At 59.0% G+C, this 17,693-nt stretch carries 18 protein-coding genes and 1 tRNA gene; all 19 read right to left on the minus strand.

Annotated elements, in window-relative coordinates; all coding sequences use genetic code 11:
* Window positions 1–10: 10 nt before the first annotated feature.
* A complete protein-coding gene (gene nuoI / locus LG31_RS0111010; RefSeq protein ID WP_033114521.1) occupies window positions 11–553 on the minus strand; it encodes an NADH-quinone oxidoreductase subunit NuoI in 543 nt (180 codons plus the stop codon).
* A gap of 8 nt (window positions 554–561) precedes the next feature.
* Window positions 562–1,530 (minus strand): NADH-quinone oxidoreductase subunit NuoH, encoded by a 969-nt coding sequence (gene nuoH, locus LG31_RS0111015; RefSeq protein ID WP_033114522.1) that lies wholly within the window; start codon window positions 1,528–1,530, stop codon window positions 562–564.
* The gene (gene nuoG, locus LG31_RS0111020; RefSeq protein ID WP_033114523.1) at window positions 1,527–4,250 is read right to left on the minus strand and encodes an NADH-quinone oxidoreductase subunit NuoG; all 2,724 of its coding nucleotides are present in this window, start codon (window positions 4,248–4,250) and stop codon (window positions 1,527–1,529) included. The genes nuoH and nuoG overlap by 4 nt, the downstream gene beginning before the upstream one ends.
* A gap of 56 nt (window positions 4,251–4,306) precedes the next feature.
* Window positions 4,307–5,692 carry an NADH-quinone oxidoreductase subunit NuoF gene (gene nuoF, locus LG31_RS0111025; protein WP_033114524.1) on the minus strand — a complete coding sequence of 462 codons (1,386 nt, stop codon included), beginning with the start codon at window positions 5,690–5,692 and terminating at the stop codon, window positions 4,307–4,309.
* The gene (gene nuoE / locus LG31_RS0111030; RefSeq protein WP_033114525.1) at window positions 5,689–6,231 is read right to left on the minus strand and encodes an NADH-quinone oxidoreductase subunit NuoE; all 543 of its coding nucleotides are present in this window, start codon (window positions 6,229–6,231) and stop codon (window positions 5,689–5,691) included. The genes nuoF and nuoE overlap by 4 nt, the downstream gene beginning before the upstream one ends.
* 90 nt (window positions 6,232–6,321) lie before the next feature.
* The gene (nuoC, locus tag LG31_RS0111035) at window positions 6,322–8,127 is read right to left on the minus strand and encodes an NADH-quinone oxidoreductase subunit C/D (RefSeq protein WP_033114526.1); all 1,806 of its coding nucleotides are present in this window, start codon (window positions 8,125–8,127) and stop codon (window positions 6,322–6,324) included.
* 2 nt (window positions 8,128–8,129) lie between these two features.
* Window positions 8,130–8,804, minus strand: coding sequence for a NuoB/complex I 20 kDa subunit family protein (locus LG31_RS0111040; protein ID WP_033114527.1), 675 nt, complete (start codon window positions 8,802–8,804; stop codon window positions 8,130–8,132).
* 29 nt (window positions 8,805–8,833) lie between these two features.
* Window positions 8,834–9,238: an NADH-quinone oxidoreductase subunit A gene (locus LG31_RS0111045; RefSeq protein ID WP_033114528.1), complete on the minus strand. Its 405-nt coding sequence runs from the start codon at window positions 9,236–9,238 to the stop codon at window positions 8,834–8,836.
* A 366-nt stretch (window positions 9,239–9,604) separates the two neighbouring features.
* Window positions 9,605–10,483, minus strand: coding sequence for a flagellar motor protein MotB (locus LG31_RS0111050; RefSeq protein WP_033114529.1), 879 nt, complete (start codon window positions 10,481–10,483; stop codon window positions 9,605–9,607).
* Entirely contained in the window at window positions 10,458–11,216 is a 759-nt protein-coding gene (locus tag LG31_RS0111055; RefSeq protein ID WP_033114530.1) for a flagellar motor protein, read from the minus strand. The genes LG31_RS0111050 and LG31_RS0111055 overlap by 26 nt, the downstream gene beginning before the upstream one ends.
* Before the next feature lie 230 nt (window positions 11,217–11,446).
* Window positions 11,447–11,534: transfer RNA gene (locus tag LG31_RS0111060), tRNA-Ser, on the minus strand.
* Between the two features lie 145 nt (window positions 11,535–11,679).
* Window positions 11,680–12,297, minus strand: a complete 618-nt coding sequence (locus LG31_RS0111065; RefSeq protein WP_033114531.1) for a TPM domain-containing protein — start codon at window positions 12,295–12,297, stop codon at window positions 11,680–11,682.
* A gap of 21 nt (window positions 12,298–12,318) precedes the next feature.
* Window positions 12,319–13,044, minus strand: a complete 726-nt coding sequence (locus LG31_RS0111070; protein WP_033114532.1) for a TPM domain-containing protein — start codon at window positions 13,042–13,044, stop codon at window positions 12,319–12,321.
* The gene (locus LG31_RS0111075; protein ID WP_033114570.1) at window positions 13,041–13,646 is read right to left on the minus strand and encodes a LemA family protein; all 606 of its coding nucleotides are present in this window, start codon (window positions 13,644–13,646) and stop codon (window positions 13,041–13,043) included. Before LG31_RS0111075 ends, LG31_RS0111070 begins: the two co-directional genes overlap by 4 nt.
* A gap of 44 nt (window positions 13,647–13,690) precedes the next feature.
* Window positions 13,691–14,428: a penicillin-insensitive murein endopeptidase gene (mepA, locus tag LG31_RS0111080; protein WP_033114533.1), complete on the minus strand. Its 738-nt coding sequence runs from the start codon at window positions 14,426–14,428 to the stop codon at window positions 13,691–13,693.
* Complete coding sequence (locus tag LG31_RS0111085) at window positions 14,422–15,303, minus strand: amino acid ABC transporter permease (protein ID WP_167334756.1); 882 nt, start codon at window positions 15,301–15,303, stop codon at window positions 14,422–14,424. The genes mepA and LG31_RS0111085 overlap by 7 nt, the downstream gene beginning before the upstream one ends.
* The gene (locus LG31_RS0111090) at window positions 15,303–16,124 is read right to left on the minus strand and encodes a transporter substrate-binding domain-containing protein (RefSeq protein WP_033114535.1); all 822 of its coding nucleotides are present in this window, start codon (window positions 16,122–16,124) and stop codon (window positions 15,303–15,305) included. The genes LG31_RS0111085 and LG31_RS0111090 overlap by 1 nt, the downstream gene beginning before the upstream one ends.
* On the minus strand, window positions 16,121–16,924 hold the full coding sequence (locus LG31_RS0111095) for an amino acid ABC transporter permease (protein ID WP_033114536.1): 804 nt from the start codon (window positions 16,922–16,924) through the stop codon (window positions 16,121–16,123). The genes LG31_RS0111090 and LG31_RS0111095 overlap by 4 nt, the downstream gene beginning before the upstream one ends.
* Window positions 16,917–17,687 carry an amino acid ABC transporter ATP-binding protein gene (locus LG31_RS0111100; RefSeq protein ID WP_033114537.1) on the minus strand — a complete coding sequence of 257 codons (771 nt, stop codon included), beginning with the start codon at window positions 17,685–17,687 and terminating at the stop codon, window positions 16,917–16,919. Before LG31_RS0111100 ends, LG31_RS0111095 begins: the two co-directional genes overlap by 8 nt.
* Between the last annotated feature and the right edge of the window lie 6 nt (window positions 17,688–17,693).

Below are 17,693 nucleotides of genomic sequence, written 5' to 3' on the forward strand. Positions count from 1 at the left end.
GATTGACTCCTCAGGGCAGCAGGCTCTTGACATCGATGGGTTTGGCTTCGTTTTCGGCTTCCCCTTTCGGCTTGCCGTCGATGGCCATCCCGCTCATGCGATAGAAGTTGTAGTCCGGGTATTTGCCTGGCCCGCTGATCAGCAGATCTTCCTTCTCGTACACCAGATCCTGGCGGCGATACTCACCCATTTCGAAATCCGGCGTCAGCTGGATAGCGGTGGTGGGGCAAGCCTCTTCGCACAGACCACAGAAGATGCAGCGGGAAAAGTTGATGCGAAAGAATTCCGGGTACCAGCGACCATCTTCTCGCTCGGATTTCTGCAGCGAGATACAGCCGACCGGGCAGGCGACCGCGCAGAGGTTGCAGGCCACGCAGCGCTCGTCACCGTCCGGATCGCGAGTCAGCACGATACGGCCGCGGTAGCGGGGCGGCACATAGACCGCCTCTTCCGGGTAGTTCAGGGTTTCACGAGGCCGCCAGGCATGGGAGAAGACCATGGCCAGACTGCGTAACTGGGTGCCAACACCCTGGATAATGCTAAAAATTTTCATCTCGTGCCTCACTGCACATTCATCAGCACTACTGCCGCGGTGACCAGCATATTAAGCAGGGTCAGCGGCAAGCAGACTTTCCAGCCAAATGCCATCACCTGGTCAAAGCGCGGGCGAGGCAGGGAGGCCCGCAGCAGAATGAAGAACACCATGAAGCAGGCGGTCTTCAGAGCAAACCAGATGAAGGGGGGCAACCAGGGACCGTGCCAGCCACCAAAGAAGAGGGTCACGATGAGCGAGGAGATCAGCACAATGCCGATATATTCGCCCACGAAGAAGAGACCCCATTTCATCCCCGCATACTCGATGTGATAACCATCGGCGAGCTCCTGCTCGGCCTCCGGCTGGTCAAATGGGTGACGGTGGGTGACGGCAACGCCGGCAAACAGGAAGGTGACAAAACCAAGGATCTGGGGGACCACGTTCCACAGACCAGCTTGAGCCTCGACGATGTCGCGCAGGTTGAAGCTGCCTGTCTGGATCACCACCCCCATTAGGGATAGGCCGAGGAATACCTCGTAGGAGAGGGTCTGGGCCGAGGCGCGCAGACTACCTAGCAGGGAGTATTTGTTGTTGCTCGACCAGCCGGCGAACAGCACCGCATAGACCGCCAGCCCCGCGATGGCCAGGATGTAAAGCAGACCCACGTTGAGATCTGCCACGCCCCAGGTCGGGCTGATCGGCACGACCGCAAACGCCAGAATAAAGGCGGTGAAGGCGATGATGGGGGCCAGGATGAAGATCCGCCGATCGGCGAACGGCGGGATCCAGTCCTCCTTGAAGAACATCTTGACCATGTCGGCCGCCAGTTGCAGCAGGCCGAACGGGCCAACCCGGTTGGGGCCGTAGCGATCCTGCCACAGCGCCAGCAGGCGGCGTTCGATGAAGCTCATGAAGGCGCCAGCCCCCACGATCCCCACCAGCACGAGCAGTGCCTTGCCGACCTCCAGCAACAGATCAATCAGCGAGTCGCTCATGCGATGACCTCCTGCAGGTTATTGATATATGCCTGCTGCAGCGCAGTTGGCAGACCGTTGACGCCAAGGGGCAAACCTATCAGACCGGCTGCCAGCTGCTCGCTCAGACGCAGACGCAGTTGCCAGTGGCTACCACCCCAGGAGAAGGAGACCTGATTGCCGGCACACAGTGCCAGACGCTTCGCATCGGCCGGATTCAGCACCAGCTCGGGTTCGTTCATCCGGCTCTGGATTACCAGGCTGCGGGCGGAGAGCTCCTCACCACCAAACAACTGGACATAGTTGACCACTTGCAGCGCATCCTCTGCCTTGAAGGGGGAGGGGATGGCAGCAAACCAGCCAAGGGTATCCTCGCTTGCTTCCAGCAGGCGACGACCGGGATCACCGGCGCGCAGTTTGCCACCCACCTCATCCTGGAACTTGTTCCAGGCGGAAGGGGAGTTCCAGCCCGGCGCCCAGGCGAACGGTACTTGCGGCAGCGGCTGACGGGCCCCGGCATACCCTTCCATGGAGAAGTTGAAGGGGGAATCGGGATCCTGAGCCACCCGCGGCTCGCTGACGTTCTGGTTGGCCAGCATGGAGGTGCGGCCACTGTAGCGGTGCGGTTCACGAGCCAGACGCATGCCGCGGATCCGCAAGCCTGCGTTGGGGGCAGCTTCGAGCATGGTGGCCAGCAGCGGATTGCTGGTGGCGCAGTCATGGTTGATCTGGTCGAAGTTCTGCCAGCGCAGAGATTTGTGCTCAAGAGCGCCTTGCAGCGCCGCCAGCCAGCGCCACCCTTCACGCACCTGAATATCGGCGTTGTAGAAGGCTGGGGCATAGACCTGGAAGAAGCGCTGGGCGCGACCTTCCATGTTCACCAGGGTGCCATCGGCTTCGGCAAAGCTGGCGGCTGGCAGGATCAGGTCTGCCTTTTGCGCAGTCTGGGTATCTTGATGATCGATGACCAGCAGGTGCTGCAGTCGTGCCAGCGCTGTATCCACACGGTTGCGCGGTGCGCGGCGATAAAGATCGTTCTCAAGCGTCACCAGCGCCAGCTTCTCTTGCGCTTCGATGCGCTCGAAAGCTGCCTCAAGCGGCTTGCCACCCAGCATGGCTAGACCCAGCGAGTTGGCCTCTTGGGCAACCAGCGCGATGCTGGCTTCCAGACCACGCCCTTTCAGGGCACGGGCAATGTTGCTGGCTGCTTCAACCAGCGCCACGCTGCGTGCGCTGGAGCCGGCGATGATGAGCGGTTTTTTGGCGTTGCCCAGCAGTTCGGCCCAGCGTGCAGCCTGAGCCTGCTGCTCGGCAGAGAGGTCGGTGATAGCTGGCGCCGCATTGTCGAGCAGGTTGGCGATGGCAAAGCCAAGGCGCGCCTGATCGGCGTAGGGAGCGTGCAGTTTGTCGGCAGCTACATCATCGAGACGGGTGTTGTCGAGACTGGTGATGAGCAGCGGATAGCGCTCGTTCTGGCCCAGAGTCTGCACCGCGGCAACCTGCCACAGGTCGACCTTCATTTTGCGAGCCAGCTCGCGAGCCTTGCCCTTGACGGTTTGACGCAGGGCCAGCGCAATTCGAGCCGCACTCATGGTGACATCTTCACCGAGCACCAGAATGGCGTCGGCCTCTTCCATGTCACGCAGACTGGGGGTTGATACGCCGCCATGCTGCAAAATCTGCAGGATCTTCTGCTGGCATTCCCACTCGGCCTGCTCCATGCCGCAATAGAAGTTGTCTTCACCCACCAGTTCGCGCAGAGCGAAATTGCTCTCCAGCGACGCGCGGGGCGAACCGATACCGATGACACCGCTGGCGGTGCGCAAGGCATCGGCGGCGCGGTTGAGGGCGCCATCTACCGTGATGGCCAGCTTGTCGTTACCTTCACGCAGCAGCGGCTGACGCGGGCGATCGGCTAGGTTGACATAGCCATAGCCAAAGCGGCCGCGGTCGCAGAGGAAGTAGTGGTTGAGGCTGCCGTGGAAGCGGTTTTCGATGCGGCGCAGCTCGCCATAACGCTCGCCCGGGCTGATGTTGCAGCCCACGGAGCACTGCTGGCAGACGCTCGGGGCAAACTGCATGTCCCATTTGCGGTTATAACGCTCGGAGTGAGTCTTGTCGGTGAAAACGCCGGTAGGGCAGACTTCCACCAGGTTGCCGGAGAATTCGCTCTCCAGAGTGCCATCCTCGACTCGTCCGAAGTAGACGTTGTCGTGGGCACCGTAGACGCCGAGATCCTCGCCACCGGCATAATCCTTGTAATAACGGACGCAGCGGTAGCAGGCGATGCAGCGGTTCATCTCGTGGCTGATGAAGGGGCCGAGATCCTGATTCTGGTGGGTACGCTTGGTGAAGCGGTAGCGACGGCTGTTGTGGCCAGTCATCACCGTCATATCCTGCAGGTGGCAGGCGCCACCCTCTTCACATACCGGGCAGTCGTGGGGGTGGTTGGTCATCAGCCACTCCACCACGCTCTTGCGAAACTCCTTGGCCTCTTCATCTTCGATAGCGATATAGGTGCCATCGGTGGCCGGTGTCATGCAGGACATCACCAGACGGCCACGCTTGTCATCGGCATTCTGATACTGTTTGACCGCGCACTGGCGGCAGGCTCCGACACTACCAAGCGCCGGGTGCCAGCAAAAATAGGGGACGTCCAGACCAAGGGACAGACAGGCTTGCAGCAGGTTATCTGCCCCGTCTACCTCGAACTCTTTACCGTCTACATGAATGGTCGCCATACAACTTCCCTGAAACCTGTTTTGTGAATTCGGCTATTGTCTGATGCGCTTGGCGTTTACCAGCGTTCACCCAAGAGATTGGGCTGGATCCCTTTGACCGGCTTGCGGTTATCGCCGCTGCCCTTGATCCCCGCTTCGAATTCGGAGCGGAAATATTTGATCGCGCTGGCAAGCGGTTCGACGGCGCCCGGAGCATGGGCACAGAAGGTTTTACCCGGGCCCAAGAAATTGCAGAGCTGCTCCAGCGTAGCCAGATCGCCTGATTGCCCCTCGCCACGTTCAAGCGCGCGCAGCAGCTTGACGCTCCAGGGCAGGCCATCGCGACAGGGAGTACACCAGCCACATGACTCGCGGGCGAAGAACTCCTCCATGTTGCGCAGCAGGGAGACCATGCTGATGCTGTCATCCACCGCCATGGCGAGGCCGGTCCCCATCCGGGTGCCGACCTTGCCGATACCGGCGGTATACATCTGGGCATCGAGGTGCTCTGGCAGCAAGAAACCGGTTCCCGCACCGCCCGGTTGCCAGGCTTTCAGGCGATAGCCGCTCTTCATTCCGCCGGCATAGTTTTCAAACAGCTCGCGGGCGGTGATGCCAAACGGCAGCTCCCACACCCCGGGGTTGTTTACCTTGCCGGAGAAGCCCATCAGCTTGGTACCGTGGTCTTCAGAGCCCGGCAGGGCCAGCCCGTGATACCAAGCCACCCCGTTGCCGATAATGGCAGGCACGTTGCAGAGGGTCTCGACGTTGTTGACACAGGTGGGTTTGCCCCAGACGCCGGAAACAGCGGGGAAGGGGGGCTTGGCGCGCGGGTTGGCACGGCGCCCTTCCAGCGAGTTGATAAGGGCCGTCTCTTCGCCACAGATGTAGCGACCGGCGCCGGTGTGAACAAACAGCTCGAAATCAAAACCCGAGCCCAAAATGTTTTTGCCAAGCAAACCGGCGGCTTTTGCCTCTTCCACCGCACGGCGCAGGTTGATGGCTGCATCGACATATTCACCGCGCAGGAAGATATAACCGCGATAGGCTTTCAGCGCCCGGGCCGAGATAATCATCCCTTCGATCAGCAGGTGGGGCAGTTGCTCCATCAGCAGCCGGTCTTTCCAGGTGTTGGGCTCCATCTCGTCGGCGTTACAGAGCAGGTAGCGGATGTTCATGCTCTCGTCTTTGGGCATTAGCCCCCACTTCACGCCAGTGGGGAAGCCCGCGCCGCCACGTCCCTTGAGACCGGCATCCTTGACGGTAGTAACGATCTCGTCCGGACTCATCTGGCTGAGTGCTTTGCGAACCGCTTCATAACCCTGCTTGGCCTGATACTCCTCCAGCCATACCGGCTGGCCATCGTCACGTAGCCGCCAGGTGAGCGGATGGGTCTCGGCCGCACGCGGGGTGCGGTTGGCGGTGCCAAAGGAGGTGAGGATCTTGCTCTGTTGCAGGCTCATGGGTAAGCCTCCAGGGTTTTCAGCAAGGTAACGGGGTCGAGCCCGCCATAGGTGTCGTCATCGATCATGATGGCCGGCCCCTTGTCGCAGTTGCCAAGGCAGCAGACCGGCAGCAGGGTGAAGCGGCCATCCGGGGTGGTTTGACCGGGGCCGAGGTTCATCACCTCCTTGAGACCGGCCATCAGCTCTTCATGGCCATTGATGTAGCAGACCATGCTGTCGCAGACGCGGATGATGTGGCGCCCCACCGGCTGGCGGAAAATCTGGCTATAGAAGGTGGCGACCCCCTCGACATCGCTGGCGGGAATACCCAACTCGGTAGCGATGGCGTGAATAGCGCCGTCAGGCACCCAGCCACGGGCCTGCTGCACTATCTTGAGTGCTTCGATGCTGGCAGCACGGGGATCTTCGTAATGGTGTTTCTCATGTTCGATGGCGTCGCGTTCAGCCTGACTCAGGACAAAGTCGTCCCGTTTGCTGCTGCAAGCCCCTTGCCCCTGCGGGGTCTGATTATTGTGACACTGACATTGCTGGCTCATGACTTGACCTTTTGTGGCTTGTCCTTTTACTGCGAGTCCTGTTGTCTCGTCATTGCGGGTCACTCGCCTTGGCGAGCAACCCGTGATGAGTTAACGGTCCACATCCGACATAACGAAATCGATACTGCCCAGATAGACGATGAGATCCGACACCATGCTGCCTTTGATCACCGAGGGGATCTGTTGCAGGTGAGCAAAGCTCGGGGTGCGGATCCGGGTTCGGTAGCTCATGGTTGAGCCATCGCTGGTCAGGTAGTAACTGTTGACGCCCTTGGTCGCCTCAATCATCTGGAACGACTCGGCTGCCGGCATTACCGGGCCCCAAGACACTTGCAGGAAGTGGTTGATCAGGGTCTCGATGTGCTGCAGCGTGCGTTCTTTGGGCGGCGGAGTGGTCAGCGGGTGATCCGCCTTGAACGGGCCCTCCGGCATGTTCTTCATGCACTGTTCGATGATGGAGAGGCTTTGGCGGATCTCCTCGATGCGAACGGTGGCGCGATCATAGGCATCGCCGTTGCTGCCGACCGGCACTTCGAAGTCGAACTGATCGTAACCGGAGTAGGGACGCCACTTGCGCACGTCGAAGTTGAGGCCGGTGGCGCGCAAGCCTGCCCCCGTAGTACCCCAGGCCAGTGCCTGTTCGGTGGTGTAGGCGGAGACACCGATAGTACGACCACGCAGAATACTGTTGCGCATCGCTGCTTTCTCGTAATCCATCAGCCGCTTGGGCAGCCAGCTCAGCAGGTTGTCCTGGATCAGACGTTGCCATCCGTTGGGCAGGTCGTGGGCAACACCGCCGATGCGGAACCAGGCCGGATGCATACGGGCGCCGGTGATCGCTTCGATGATGGTGTAGATCTTCTGGCGGTCGGTAAAGGTGAAGAAGACCGGGGTCATGGCCCCCACGTCCTGAATATAGGTACCGAGGAACAAGAGGTGACTCTGGATGCGGAACAGCTCCGCCATCATCACCCGGATCATGTCGACCCGCTGTGGCACCTTGATACCGGCCAGCTTCTCGACCGCCAGCACGTAGGGGAGGTTGTTCATCACACCGCCCAGATACTCGACCCGGTCGGTATAGGGGATGTAGCTGTGCCAGGATTGGCGCTCGCCCATCTTCTCGGCACCGCGATGGTGGTAGCCGATATCGGGTACGCAGTTGCGGATCTCCTCGCCATCGAGTTGCAGTACCAGACGGAAGGCACCGTGAGCCGAGGGATGGTTGGGGCCGAGGTTCAGGAACATGTAGTCCTCGTTCTCGTTACCACGGGCCAGACCCCACTCCTCCGGTTTGAACAGCAGGTTCTCCTGCTCCATGTCCTGCTTGGCAGCATCGAGCATAAAGGGATCAAATTCGGTGGCGCGCGCGGGATAATCCTTACGCAGCGGATGTCCCTGCCAGCTCTTGGGCATCATGATACGGGTCAGGTGGGGATGACCATCGAAGGTGATACCCAGCAGATCCCACACTTCCCGTTCATACCAGTTGGCATTGGGGAAGTGGCCGGTGACGGTCGGCAGGTGCAGATCGCTTTCGGCAAGCGGCACCTTCAGCATTACATCGGCGTTACGGTCGATGGAGATGAGGTGATAGAAAACGGTGAAGTCGCTTTGCGGCAGACCTTCGCGGTGGGTGCGTAGCCGTTCGTCAGTCGCACTCAGATCGAAGAGCATCACGAACGGGGAGGGCACCTTGCGCAGAAAGCTCATTACATCGAGCAGCAGCTCCCGGGCAAGCCAGACGACAGGCACGCCGGTACGGGTAGTCTGCATGGTGAAATGCTGTGCCCCAAAATGGGCGAACAGTTCGCCAATGACCTTGGCATCCTTATGATCGGTGGGTTGCCACTGGGCCATTGCATAATTGCTGGGAAAATCGCGAGTCAGTTTCATGGTCAGATCTCATCCGGCGTGCGCAGGTTGGTCACATCGATGCGCTCGCCGCGCTTGCGGTCCTTCTCGGCCGGCATCTCGGGACGATAGATCCCCTGATCGCCAACTACCCAGGAGAGGGGACGTCGCTCCTTGCCGATAGAGTCCTGCAACAGCATCAGTGCCTGCAGGAACGCCTCGGGACGGGGCGGGCAACCCGGAATGTAAACATCGACCGGTAGGAACTTGTCGACGCCCTGAACCACGGAGTAGATGTCATACATACCGCCAGAGTTGGCACAGGCTCCCATGGAGATCACCCATTTGGGCTCGAGCAACTGCTCATAGAGACGCTGGATGACAGGTGCCATCTTGATGAAGGGAGTACCTGCGATCACCATGAAATCGGCCTGACGGGGAGAGGCTCGGATAACTTCGGCCCCGAAGCGGGCCACGTCGTGGGGTGAGGTGAAGGCGGTACACATCTCCACATAGCAGCAGGAGATACCGAAGTTGTAGGGCCATAGGGAGTTCTTGCGCCCCCAGTTGACGGCATTTTGCAACACCTCCTCGACCCGTCCCATCAGGATGCCGCGCTCGGCTTGCTGCATCAGAGGGTCATCGACGGTTTGGCTCTGCTCCTGGGGATAGCGTTCAACCGGTGCGTCCGGGTCTATCCGGGTAAGGGTGTACTTCATGGTGCAACCTCAAGGAAAGGGTCTGTGATTCAGTCACTGTTTTTGTTGTTCAGCTGCGGTTTGCGCGGCGACCACTCCAGCGCACCGATGCGCCAGAGGTAGACCAGACCGATCAACAGCAGACCGATGAAAATGGTGGCTTCAATGAAACCGACCCAGCCGCTTTCACGAACGGAAACGGACCAGGCAAAGAGATAGAGCGCCTCGACATCGAAGATGACGAAGAACATGGCGACCAGATAGAACTTGGCGGAGAAACGCAGCCGGGCACTGCCGACCGAGTCAACGCCAGATTCGAAGGGTTTGTTTTTGGTGCGGCCATGAGCACGGCCACCCAGCACGGCAGCAAGGCCGATCATCCCCAGGCAGAGGCAAATGGCTGCAATGACGTAGATGGCAAAAGCCCAATGTTGAACAGCAATATCAGCAAACATAGAGGTTTTCCCTAACCGAATTAATCATGCGGTGTAACAATGATGTCACGCATTATGACACTTTAGTACTGATTTACATGTCATTTTTATGGATTAATTATTAATCGGTTAAGTGGAAATTAAATTTTGTTACGGAGCTCAATTTTATTGAGAAAAATGTATGTAATTGACGCTGGTCAGATCAGATGGCATGTCTGAAATTTGAGCTTCCGAAGGTTGATTATTATCCAGCGACAATTGGTTGCATTTCTCTCTGGAATAGCCATTTCAAATAAGTGGCTATATGTATGCGCTTTTTGAAAGGGGTAACCCGCCGCCCTGTGTGAAGTCAGGGCGGTGGTTTTATGCGGAGGAGGATGTTATCGCTCAGGGTTTGAGCAGGGGAAGAGCCTGTTCGGCGGCTTTGCCTTGAGAGAGGGTGATCTCGACCCGGCGGTTGGCCTGCCGATGATCGGCGGTGTCATTGGCATAGCGTGGCTGGGTATCAGCTACGCCCTGGGCGATAACCCGCTTGGCATCCAGTTTGGGATTGCCAAGCAGTGTCTGCACTATAGCGGAGGCGCGCAGCACCGAGAGTTCCCAGTTGTTGCGGTAGAGCTCTACCGGAGCCTGTGAATCATCGGTGTGACCAGTGACTACTATGGCCCCCGGAATATCGGCAAGAATGCCCGATATCTTGTTGACCAGCGGTACAAACTGGGGCTGCAGAAATGCCGAGTCGGCCGGGAAAAGCGCCTTCTCGCCGATGCGGATCACCAGCTGACTGCCAAGCTGCTCGACTTCCAGATCTTTGGATTCAATTTGAGCCTTGAGTTGTTGTTCAAGTTTTTTCTTGGTGACTTGAACCCACTCCTGCTCTTTGGTCTTGTGTGGCCAGGATTCGGTGGCACTTGGCTTCTCCGAGGCACCTATGGTCTCGTTGAACGGATCCGAAGCTGCCATCGGAGCATCCTTTTCCAGCACAGTCTCTTTCTTCGGGCTACTCGGTGTGGTCTTGGATTCCGGCTCGAGGATGCCTGTCCCCCCCTGCATGACAGGTGAACCGGCGGGAGGGGAGACCAGACCAATTTTACCCAGCGACTCGATAAAGCCCTGGATCAGCACCCGGGTCTCTGACTGTTTGGCCATCGCAAAGGAGTAGAGCACCACGAACAGGGCGAACAGCAGAGTCATGAAGTCGGCATAGGAGACCAGCCAGCGTTCGTGGTTCTCTGGCGCTTCAGCCTTTTTCTTTTTGGCCACCATGACCTCCCAGATACGGTTCGAGGGTTACTTGCAGTCTGGCTTGAGACTCGCCATCCACGATGCAGAGAATACCGGTAAGGGTCATCTCCTTGTAGTGACGGATCTGGTGAGCAAACGCCTTGTAGCGGTTGCCAAATGGCAAAAAGATGAGGTTAGCGGCTGATACCCCGTAGATGGTTGCGATAAAGGCTACCGCGATGGCACCACCGAGTTTGTCCGGAGCATCCAGCAAGCCCATCGCGTGGATGAGGCCGAATACCGCACCCACGATCCCCATGGTCGGGCAGTAGCCACCCATAGCTTCATAAAATTTGACGGTTTGCTCGAGATCTTCCTGTTCAAATTCGATCTCGTTTTCCAGCACCTCGTGGATCTTGGTCTTCTCGTAGCCATCGACCATCATCTGGACCCCTTTTTTCAAAAAGGGATCCTTAATCTCTTCAATCATCCCCTCAAGCGCCAGCATACCGCTGCGCCGGGCATTGCCTGCCAGAGTTTCGAGCAGCTGGGCCTGTTCCAGCATATCGAGTTTGAGAGGGGCAAGCAGCCATTTGAACCGCTTCAGGCTGTTACCTACTACGGAGAAGGGAAACTGGGTCAGTGCGGCGCCGATGGTACCGCCGATTACGATAAGAAAGGCGGGCAGGTCAAGTAGCGCACTGGGATGGCCGCCCTCGATCATGTTACCGCCCAAGATGGCGATCAACGCCAGCACCAAGCCGATTAAGCTCATTTTTTACACATCCCTGAATGTTGATAATGGCTAGTTTAGCTATTTAAGTATCAGTTTTTCAAAATGATATCCAATCTGCGAGCAATAAATTAGAGCTCTGGCCAAGTCTGCGTGGCATGGATATCGAGGGCGCTTAAAAAGCAGGCAGTACAGGATAAATAATAGGGAAGATAGAGCTGGCAAGCAGTAGAAAAGCAAAAAGCCGACCCTGAGGTCGGCTTTTCTAAATTTGGCGGTGAGGGAGGGATTCGAACCCTCGATACGTTGCCGTATACACACTTTCCAGGCGTGCTCCTTCAGCCACTCGGACACCTCACCAAATTTTCGTTCGCTGCGCTGTTGCGCTGGAACGGGGCGTAATTTAGGGGAAATGGCTGGGCGGGTCAACCATTTTTCCCCTTATTTTTCATAATCTTTCTCGAGTGCCTAACCCTTGAACAGAAAGCCGTTTTTTTAATCCGATTCAGGGCTTGTCGAGGATGATCAGGCTGTCCGGCAACTCGTTCTGGTCACGAGTTGCAGGGAAGGCATCGGTCAGAATGTCGCTGGTGCGCTCCACACACTCCAGAAAACCTTGCTCGATCTCGTTGTTGCGCACCCGCATCACGAAGTCGTTGATGATCTCCTGCCACTGACTGTTGTCGATATGCTGGGCAATGCCGTCATCCACCAGGATCTCGACATAGTGCTCGGCGGCCGAGACAAAAATGAGCACTCCCAGACGATCGCGGGTGCGGTGCAGCCCCTGCTCGACAAATTGCAGACGAGCCATCAGGGCAGCCCTGTGCTGGCGCACCTGTTTCGGGATCAGCCGCATCTTGATAGGGGTCCAGTGGAACAGCAGGCTCAGCAGCAGCCAGACCGACCACTGCACCAGCAGGATCTCGTACCAGCCGAGCCAGAAGCCGAGCTGGAATACCAGCAGCGGGGTCAGCATGGCCAACAGAGCGGCCCAGAGGGTGGGAATATAGCGATATCCATCGCTGGCCGGGGCCAGCACGGTCACCAGTTCGGCGTCCGTGGCCTGTTCGGCTTGTCTGACCCTGGCCTGAAGCGTGTGATAAAACTGTTTGGAAATCATGTTGTCGTCTCTTAATCCCTGTTACCAACCACCAGAGGCACCACCGCCCCCAAAACTGCCGCCACCCCCGCTGAAGCCACCGCCAGAGCGGTTGCCAAAGGAGCCAGCTCCAAATCCCCCTGCCATGTAGGCCGAACGACGTCGCCCGCCCGGGCCACCACCGCCTCCTCGCAGGTTATGGAGCACGATCATCGCAATCACCATCAGGATGAATAACCAGGGGCCGCCGAGTTTGTCCTCCTTGCTGGCGTTGTCGGTCGGCTGATACTGGCCGCCCAGCGCCTGCATGATCGCCTGACTGCCGGCAACGACCCCGGCCACCATGTCACCCCGTTTGAATGCAGGCAGGATCCGGGTTTGAATAATGTTGGCGGCAATGGCATCGGGCAGATCACCTTCCAGCCCATAGCCCACTTCGATGCGAACCTTGCGCTCGTCCTGAGCGATCAGCAGCAGGACGCCGTTATCCTTGCCCTTCTGTCCGATCCCCCAGTGCCGGCCCAGCTGATAGCCATACTCTTCGATGGTCTCGCCCTGCAAGCTGTCGACGGAGACCACGACCAGCTGGATGCCGCTGCGTTTTTCAAAGGCGGCCAGCTGCTGGGTTAGCTGGTGGGCCTGTTTGCGGGACATCAGACTGGCTTCATCCACGACCCGTCCGCTCAGCGTCGGGAAGTCCGGTGCCGCTTGCAGGGCACTGGCCCAGAGCAGCAGACAGGGAAGAAACCAGCGCAGCATCATTTTCATTGGAAGCTCACCTTGGGCGCTTCGTCAGCACCGGGTTTGGCACTGAAGCTGGGTTTGGCCTCCAGATCGGAGTAGAGCATCTTGTGCCAGATAACCCCGGGGAAGGTGCGGATCTCGGTGTTGAACTGGCGCACCGCCTCGATGTAGTCGCGGCGGGCTACGGCGATACGGTTCTCCGTCCCTTCCAGCTGGGCCTGCAGGGTGAGGAACTGTTGATCCGCCTTGAGCTCCGGATAACGTTCCACAACCACCATCAGGCGGGAGAGGGCGCTGGTGAGCTGATTCTGCGCCGCTTCAAACTCCTTGAGCTGGGCCGGGTCGCTCACCTGCAGGCTGCCAACCCGGGATCGGGCATCGGTGACCGCCTTGAGGGTCTCCTGCTCATGGCTGGCATAGCCTTTCACGGTTGCTACCAGATTCGGGATGAGATCTGCCCGGCGCTGGTACTGGTTTTCAACCTGTCCCCACGTGGCTTTGACCTGCTCATCCAGTGTCGGGATGTTGTTCATGCCGCAGCCGGTCAGGCCCAGCAGCAGGGTCAGGGTCAGCAGGCTCTGCGTGGTTTTGCGCCAGATTGATATGGCCATCTTGTTGTTCTCCATCATTAATGGCTTGCGAAACAGGGAACCACCATAACAGCTTGGGGTCAGTTGCGACAACGCGCGGGCAGCACAGGCATCTTGTTGATGCTGGACACCTTGGGCAGCTGCGGTTTGTCTTTCAGCCAGGAGGCCAGCTCGGCACCGCAGCCGTTGCCGGGGGGAATAGGCGCTTGCTGCTCGCAATCAGGACTGCCCGTCGGGCAGCGCAGCCGCACGTGAAAATGGCTGAAGTGGCCAACCCAGGGGCGAAGCTTGGCAACCCAGGGTTCATCACCAGCCTGCTGGCAAACCGCCGACTTGATTACCGGATTGACAAAGATGCGGGCCACCTCGGGTTTGCTGGTCGCCAGTCGCAACAGGGTGAGCTGCTGCGGCCCGAAGCGGCCTGGCAGCATCTTGTAGCTGGGCTCGTCGATCAGCGCCCACTCCTTGGGGGCATCCTGCTCCCATTTGCTGATGGGGCGGTTGGCCATGCGAAACCAGATGTCGGCATCAAGGCCGGTCTGGTGGCTGCGATGGCCGGTGGTAAAGGGGCCTCCATGGGGCATTGCCAGATCGGCGATATAGAGATCCGGCAATCCGGCCATCCGGGTCTGGTTGGCCAGTGTCTGCAGATAGTGGATGAGGTCGGGATGGCCGTAGTAGCGCAAGCGCTTGGTGCGGATCACCTGATAGCCAGGGCCCTCCAGCGGCAGCGCCATTCCGTTTTTGAGACAGCCGGCGGTGTATCCGCCGATTGCTTCGGCTTGCAACACAGTCGCCAGTAACAGGGACGTCAGCATTTGCGTGCTCCTTGTTTCGCTTCGAGTCGGCTGAGCAGAATAAACAGACTCAAACATATCAATAAATAGGCGGCCGCCACCAGCAGCCAGATCTCGTAAACCAGCCCGCTCGAGTTGGCCATCTCGGTGCCGACGAAGGTGAGCTCCTGCACCGAGATAAGCGAAACGATGGCCGTATCCTTCACCAGTGCGATGAGCTGGCCGGTGAGGGGAGGCAACATCAACAGCATCGCCTGCGGCAGGATCACATGGCGCAGGCGCATCCAGGGGGATAACCCGAGGCTGTGGGCCGCTTCCCACTGTCCTTTGGGGATGGCGGCAAGGCCGGCACGGACGATCTCGGCAACGAAGGCGGCGCTGATCATGCCGACGCAGAGGGTACCGGAGATAAGATTTTCCCAGCGAGCCGGCGGGCCAAACAGAACTTCCAGCCAGGTGGGAATTGAGATGTTGCCGAGCCAGCTTGAGATGCCGCTTGCTGGTAACAGTTGGTTGGCGATAAAGAAGTAGAAGATGAAGATAAAGACCAGCGGCGGCAGATTGCGGATGAGCTGGATAAAGAGGGTGGCTGGCAAAACCAGAAACGGGCGATGACTAAACGCAGCCACCCCCAGCGCAGTGCCGAGCAGCAGCGCCAGCACCATGCCAAGCAGCGCGATACGCAGGGTGGTGAGCAGACCGCTGAAAAAGTAGGGCGTCTCGCCATGGGGGGCATGAGTAAAGAGCAGAGCGAAGGCATCGTGCCAGTGCCACTCATAGGCGACCCCGATGTGGATACGGCTGGCCAGCCAGAGTCCCGCCAGTGCCAACAGCAGCACTATGACGCCGTCCAGCCAGCTGAATCGTTTGAGTGTATGGCTTATCAAGCGTTGCATCAGGGGTTGGCGACCTGTGATTCCCATGCCAGCGACTTGAACCAGTAGTCGTGACGAGCCTTGAGCCAGCCATCGGCCTGACGGGCGTCGATCCACTCATTGAACTGCTCGGCCAGCGTGTCATCTCCCTTGCGCAGGGCAAACCCTTCATCGCCCTGAGCCAGCTGCTCGGCAAATGGCATGAACAGGGCATCGGGGTGGCGCAGCGTCTCCTGCTCCGGTTTTGGCGAGGAGGAGAGAGCACCGTGGGCGCGACCGTTCAACACCTCCTGAAATACCTGAGATTCATCGTCAAACTGGCGCAAGGTTGCCTTGGGGAAGTTGGCCTTGGCAACCTGTACCGGCGACGCGCCACGGCGCACCGCTAGGATCACCCCGCGCTGGTTGAAGTCAGCGATGGTTTTCTTCTCTTTGGCGAGCGTGCTTGAAGCGGCCAGCTGGACGCCCGAGTGGGAATAGGGGTGGGTGAAGTGCACGCTCTTCTCCCGCTCCGGGGTGATGGTGAGGCCCCCGATGATGACGTCATACTTTTTCGCCAGCAGGGAGGGGATGATGCCATCCCAAGCGGTGGGCACGAACTCTACCTGCCAGCCGTGATCGGTAGCGAGGCGCCGCGCGACATCGATCTCAAAGCCGATCAGCGCCCCTTGCTTGTCCCGCATCGCCCAGGGGGCGAAGGTGGACATGCCGACCCGCAGGGTGCCGCTCTGTTCGATCCGGGCCTGGGTATCAGAAGGGGCTGTGTCTGCATGTACCGGTGTCAAGAGGGTCGCTAACAGCAGGGCTGCACCCGATAGCGCGGTTTTGATGGAAATTGTCATGATTGGCGTCCTTGTTGTTCCGGATCCAGATGCCGGGCGAGCAGCCGGGCACAGCCGGAGAGGGTCAGCGTTAACAGCAAATAGAGGGCGGCCACGGTGAACCACACCTCGAAAGTCAGAAACGTATCGGCCACCAGAGTACGCCCTTCGTTGGTCAGATCGAAGATGGCGATGACGCTGACCAGTGCCGAATGTTTGATCAGCGATACCAGCTCGTTGGTGAGCGGTGGCAGCGTGATGCGAACCAGCTGCGGCAGGATCACCTTGCGCAGGGTAATGGCTCGCGACAGGCCAAGGGCGCGCGCCGCCTCCCACTGGCCTTGGGGAATCGCCTTGAGCCCCGCCCGCAGCACTTCGGCGGTGAAGGCGCCCTGATAGAGAGATAGGCTCAGCACGGCGCAGGTCAGTGGCGCCAGCCCCAGCATGGGGCCGAGTAGGAAGTAGAGAATATAGAGTTGAACCAGCTGTGGCGTGGTTCGCACCATGCCCAAATAGGCGATGGCAAGCAGTGGCCCAAGGCGGGAGGGGAGCAGACGCAGACTCACCACGCAGATCCCGACCGCCAGGGTGCCGAGCAAACTGAGCAGCGCGACCTGCAAAGTCACCAGCAATCCGTTTAGCAGGGGGCCGGCATAAAAGGTTCCCTCATCCCACTCGCCCAGGAAAGGCAGCACGCGTGGCCACTGCCACTCATATCCCATCGCTTGCGCGCCGCTGTATATGCTCCAGCCGAGCAACAGAGAGAGCACAAGAGTGCCACAGAGCCAGCCGAGCAGCCGCACGGGTTTTGTGTTAGTCATGGTAGCTGAGTACCTGCTCCAGAAAGGCTCTGGTTCGCGGTTGGGCCGGGTTGCCAAACAGCTGGGCGGGTGGTGCCGATTCGATGATCCGCCCTTCGTCCATAAAGATGACCCGATCTGCCACCTGACGGGCAAAGCCCATCTCGTGGGTGACGCAGATCAGGGTCATGCCCTCGTCTGCCAGCTCGCGGATCACATCCAGCACTTCGCGGATCATCTCGGGATCGAGGGCCGAGGTGGGCTCGTCGAACAGCATCAACTCAGGTTGCATGCAGAGGGAGCGGGCGATGGCGACCCGTTGCTGCTGACCGCCGGAGAGCTGGTGGGGGTATTTATCAGCCTGCGCCTGAATGCGTACCCGTTCGAGCAAGCCGAGTGCGCGCTCCCGCGCCGCCTGTGGCGACAATCCCAGGGTATGAACCGGTGCCACCATCAGGTTTTCCAGCACCGTCATATGGGGAAAGAGGTTGAATTGCTGAAATACCATGCCGACCTGCCCCTTGAGGCGGCGCACATAGGCGGGGCTTACAGGTTCGCCAAAGAGGGATAGCTGGCCGCTATCGATCCCCTCCAGTCCGTTGATGGTACGGATCAGGGTCGATTTGCCGGAGCCCGAGGGGCCGCAGATCACCCACTTTTCTCCCCGCTCTATGGTGAGGTCAATCTGATTGAGGGCTTGAAAGTCGCCGTAGAATTTATTGACGCCACAAAAGCGTACGCAGGGTTGCGAGCTGAGCAAGGAGCAGGTTCCACTGAGAATCATTTACGC

Origin of the sequence: Aeromonas lacus, from assembly GCF_000764665.1 — a bacterium.
Lineage (GTDB): Bacteria > Pseudomonadota > Gammaproteobacteria > Enterobacterales > Aeromonadaceae > Aeromonas > Aeromonas lacus.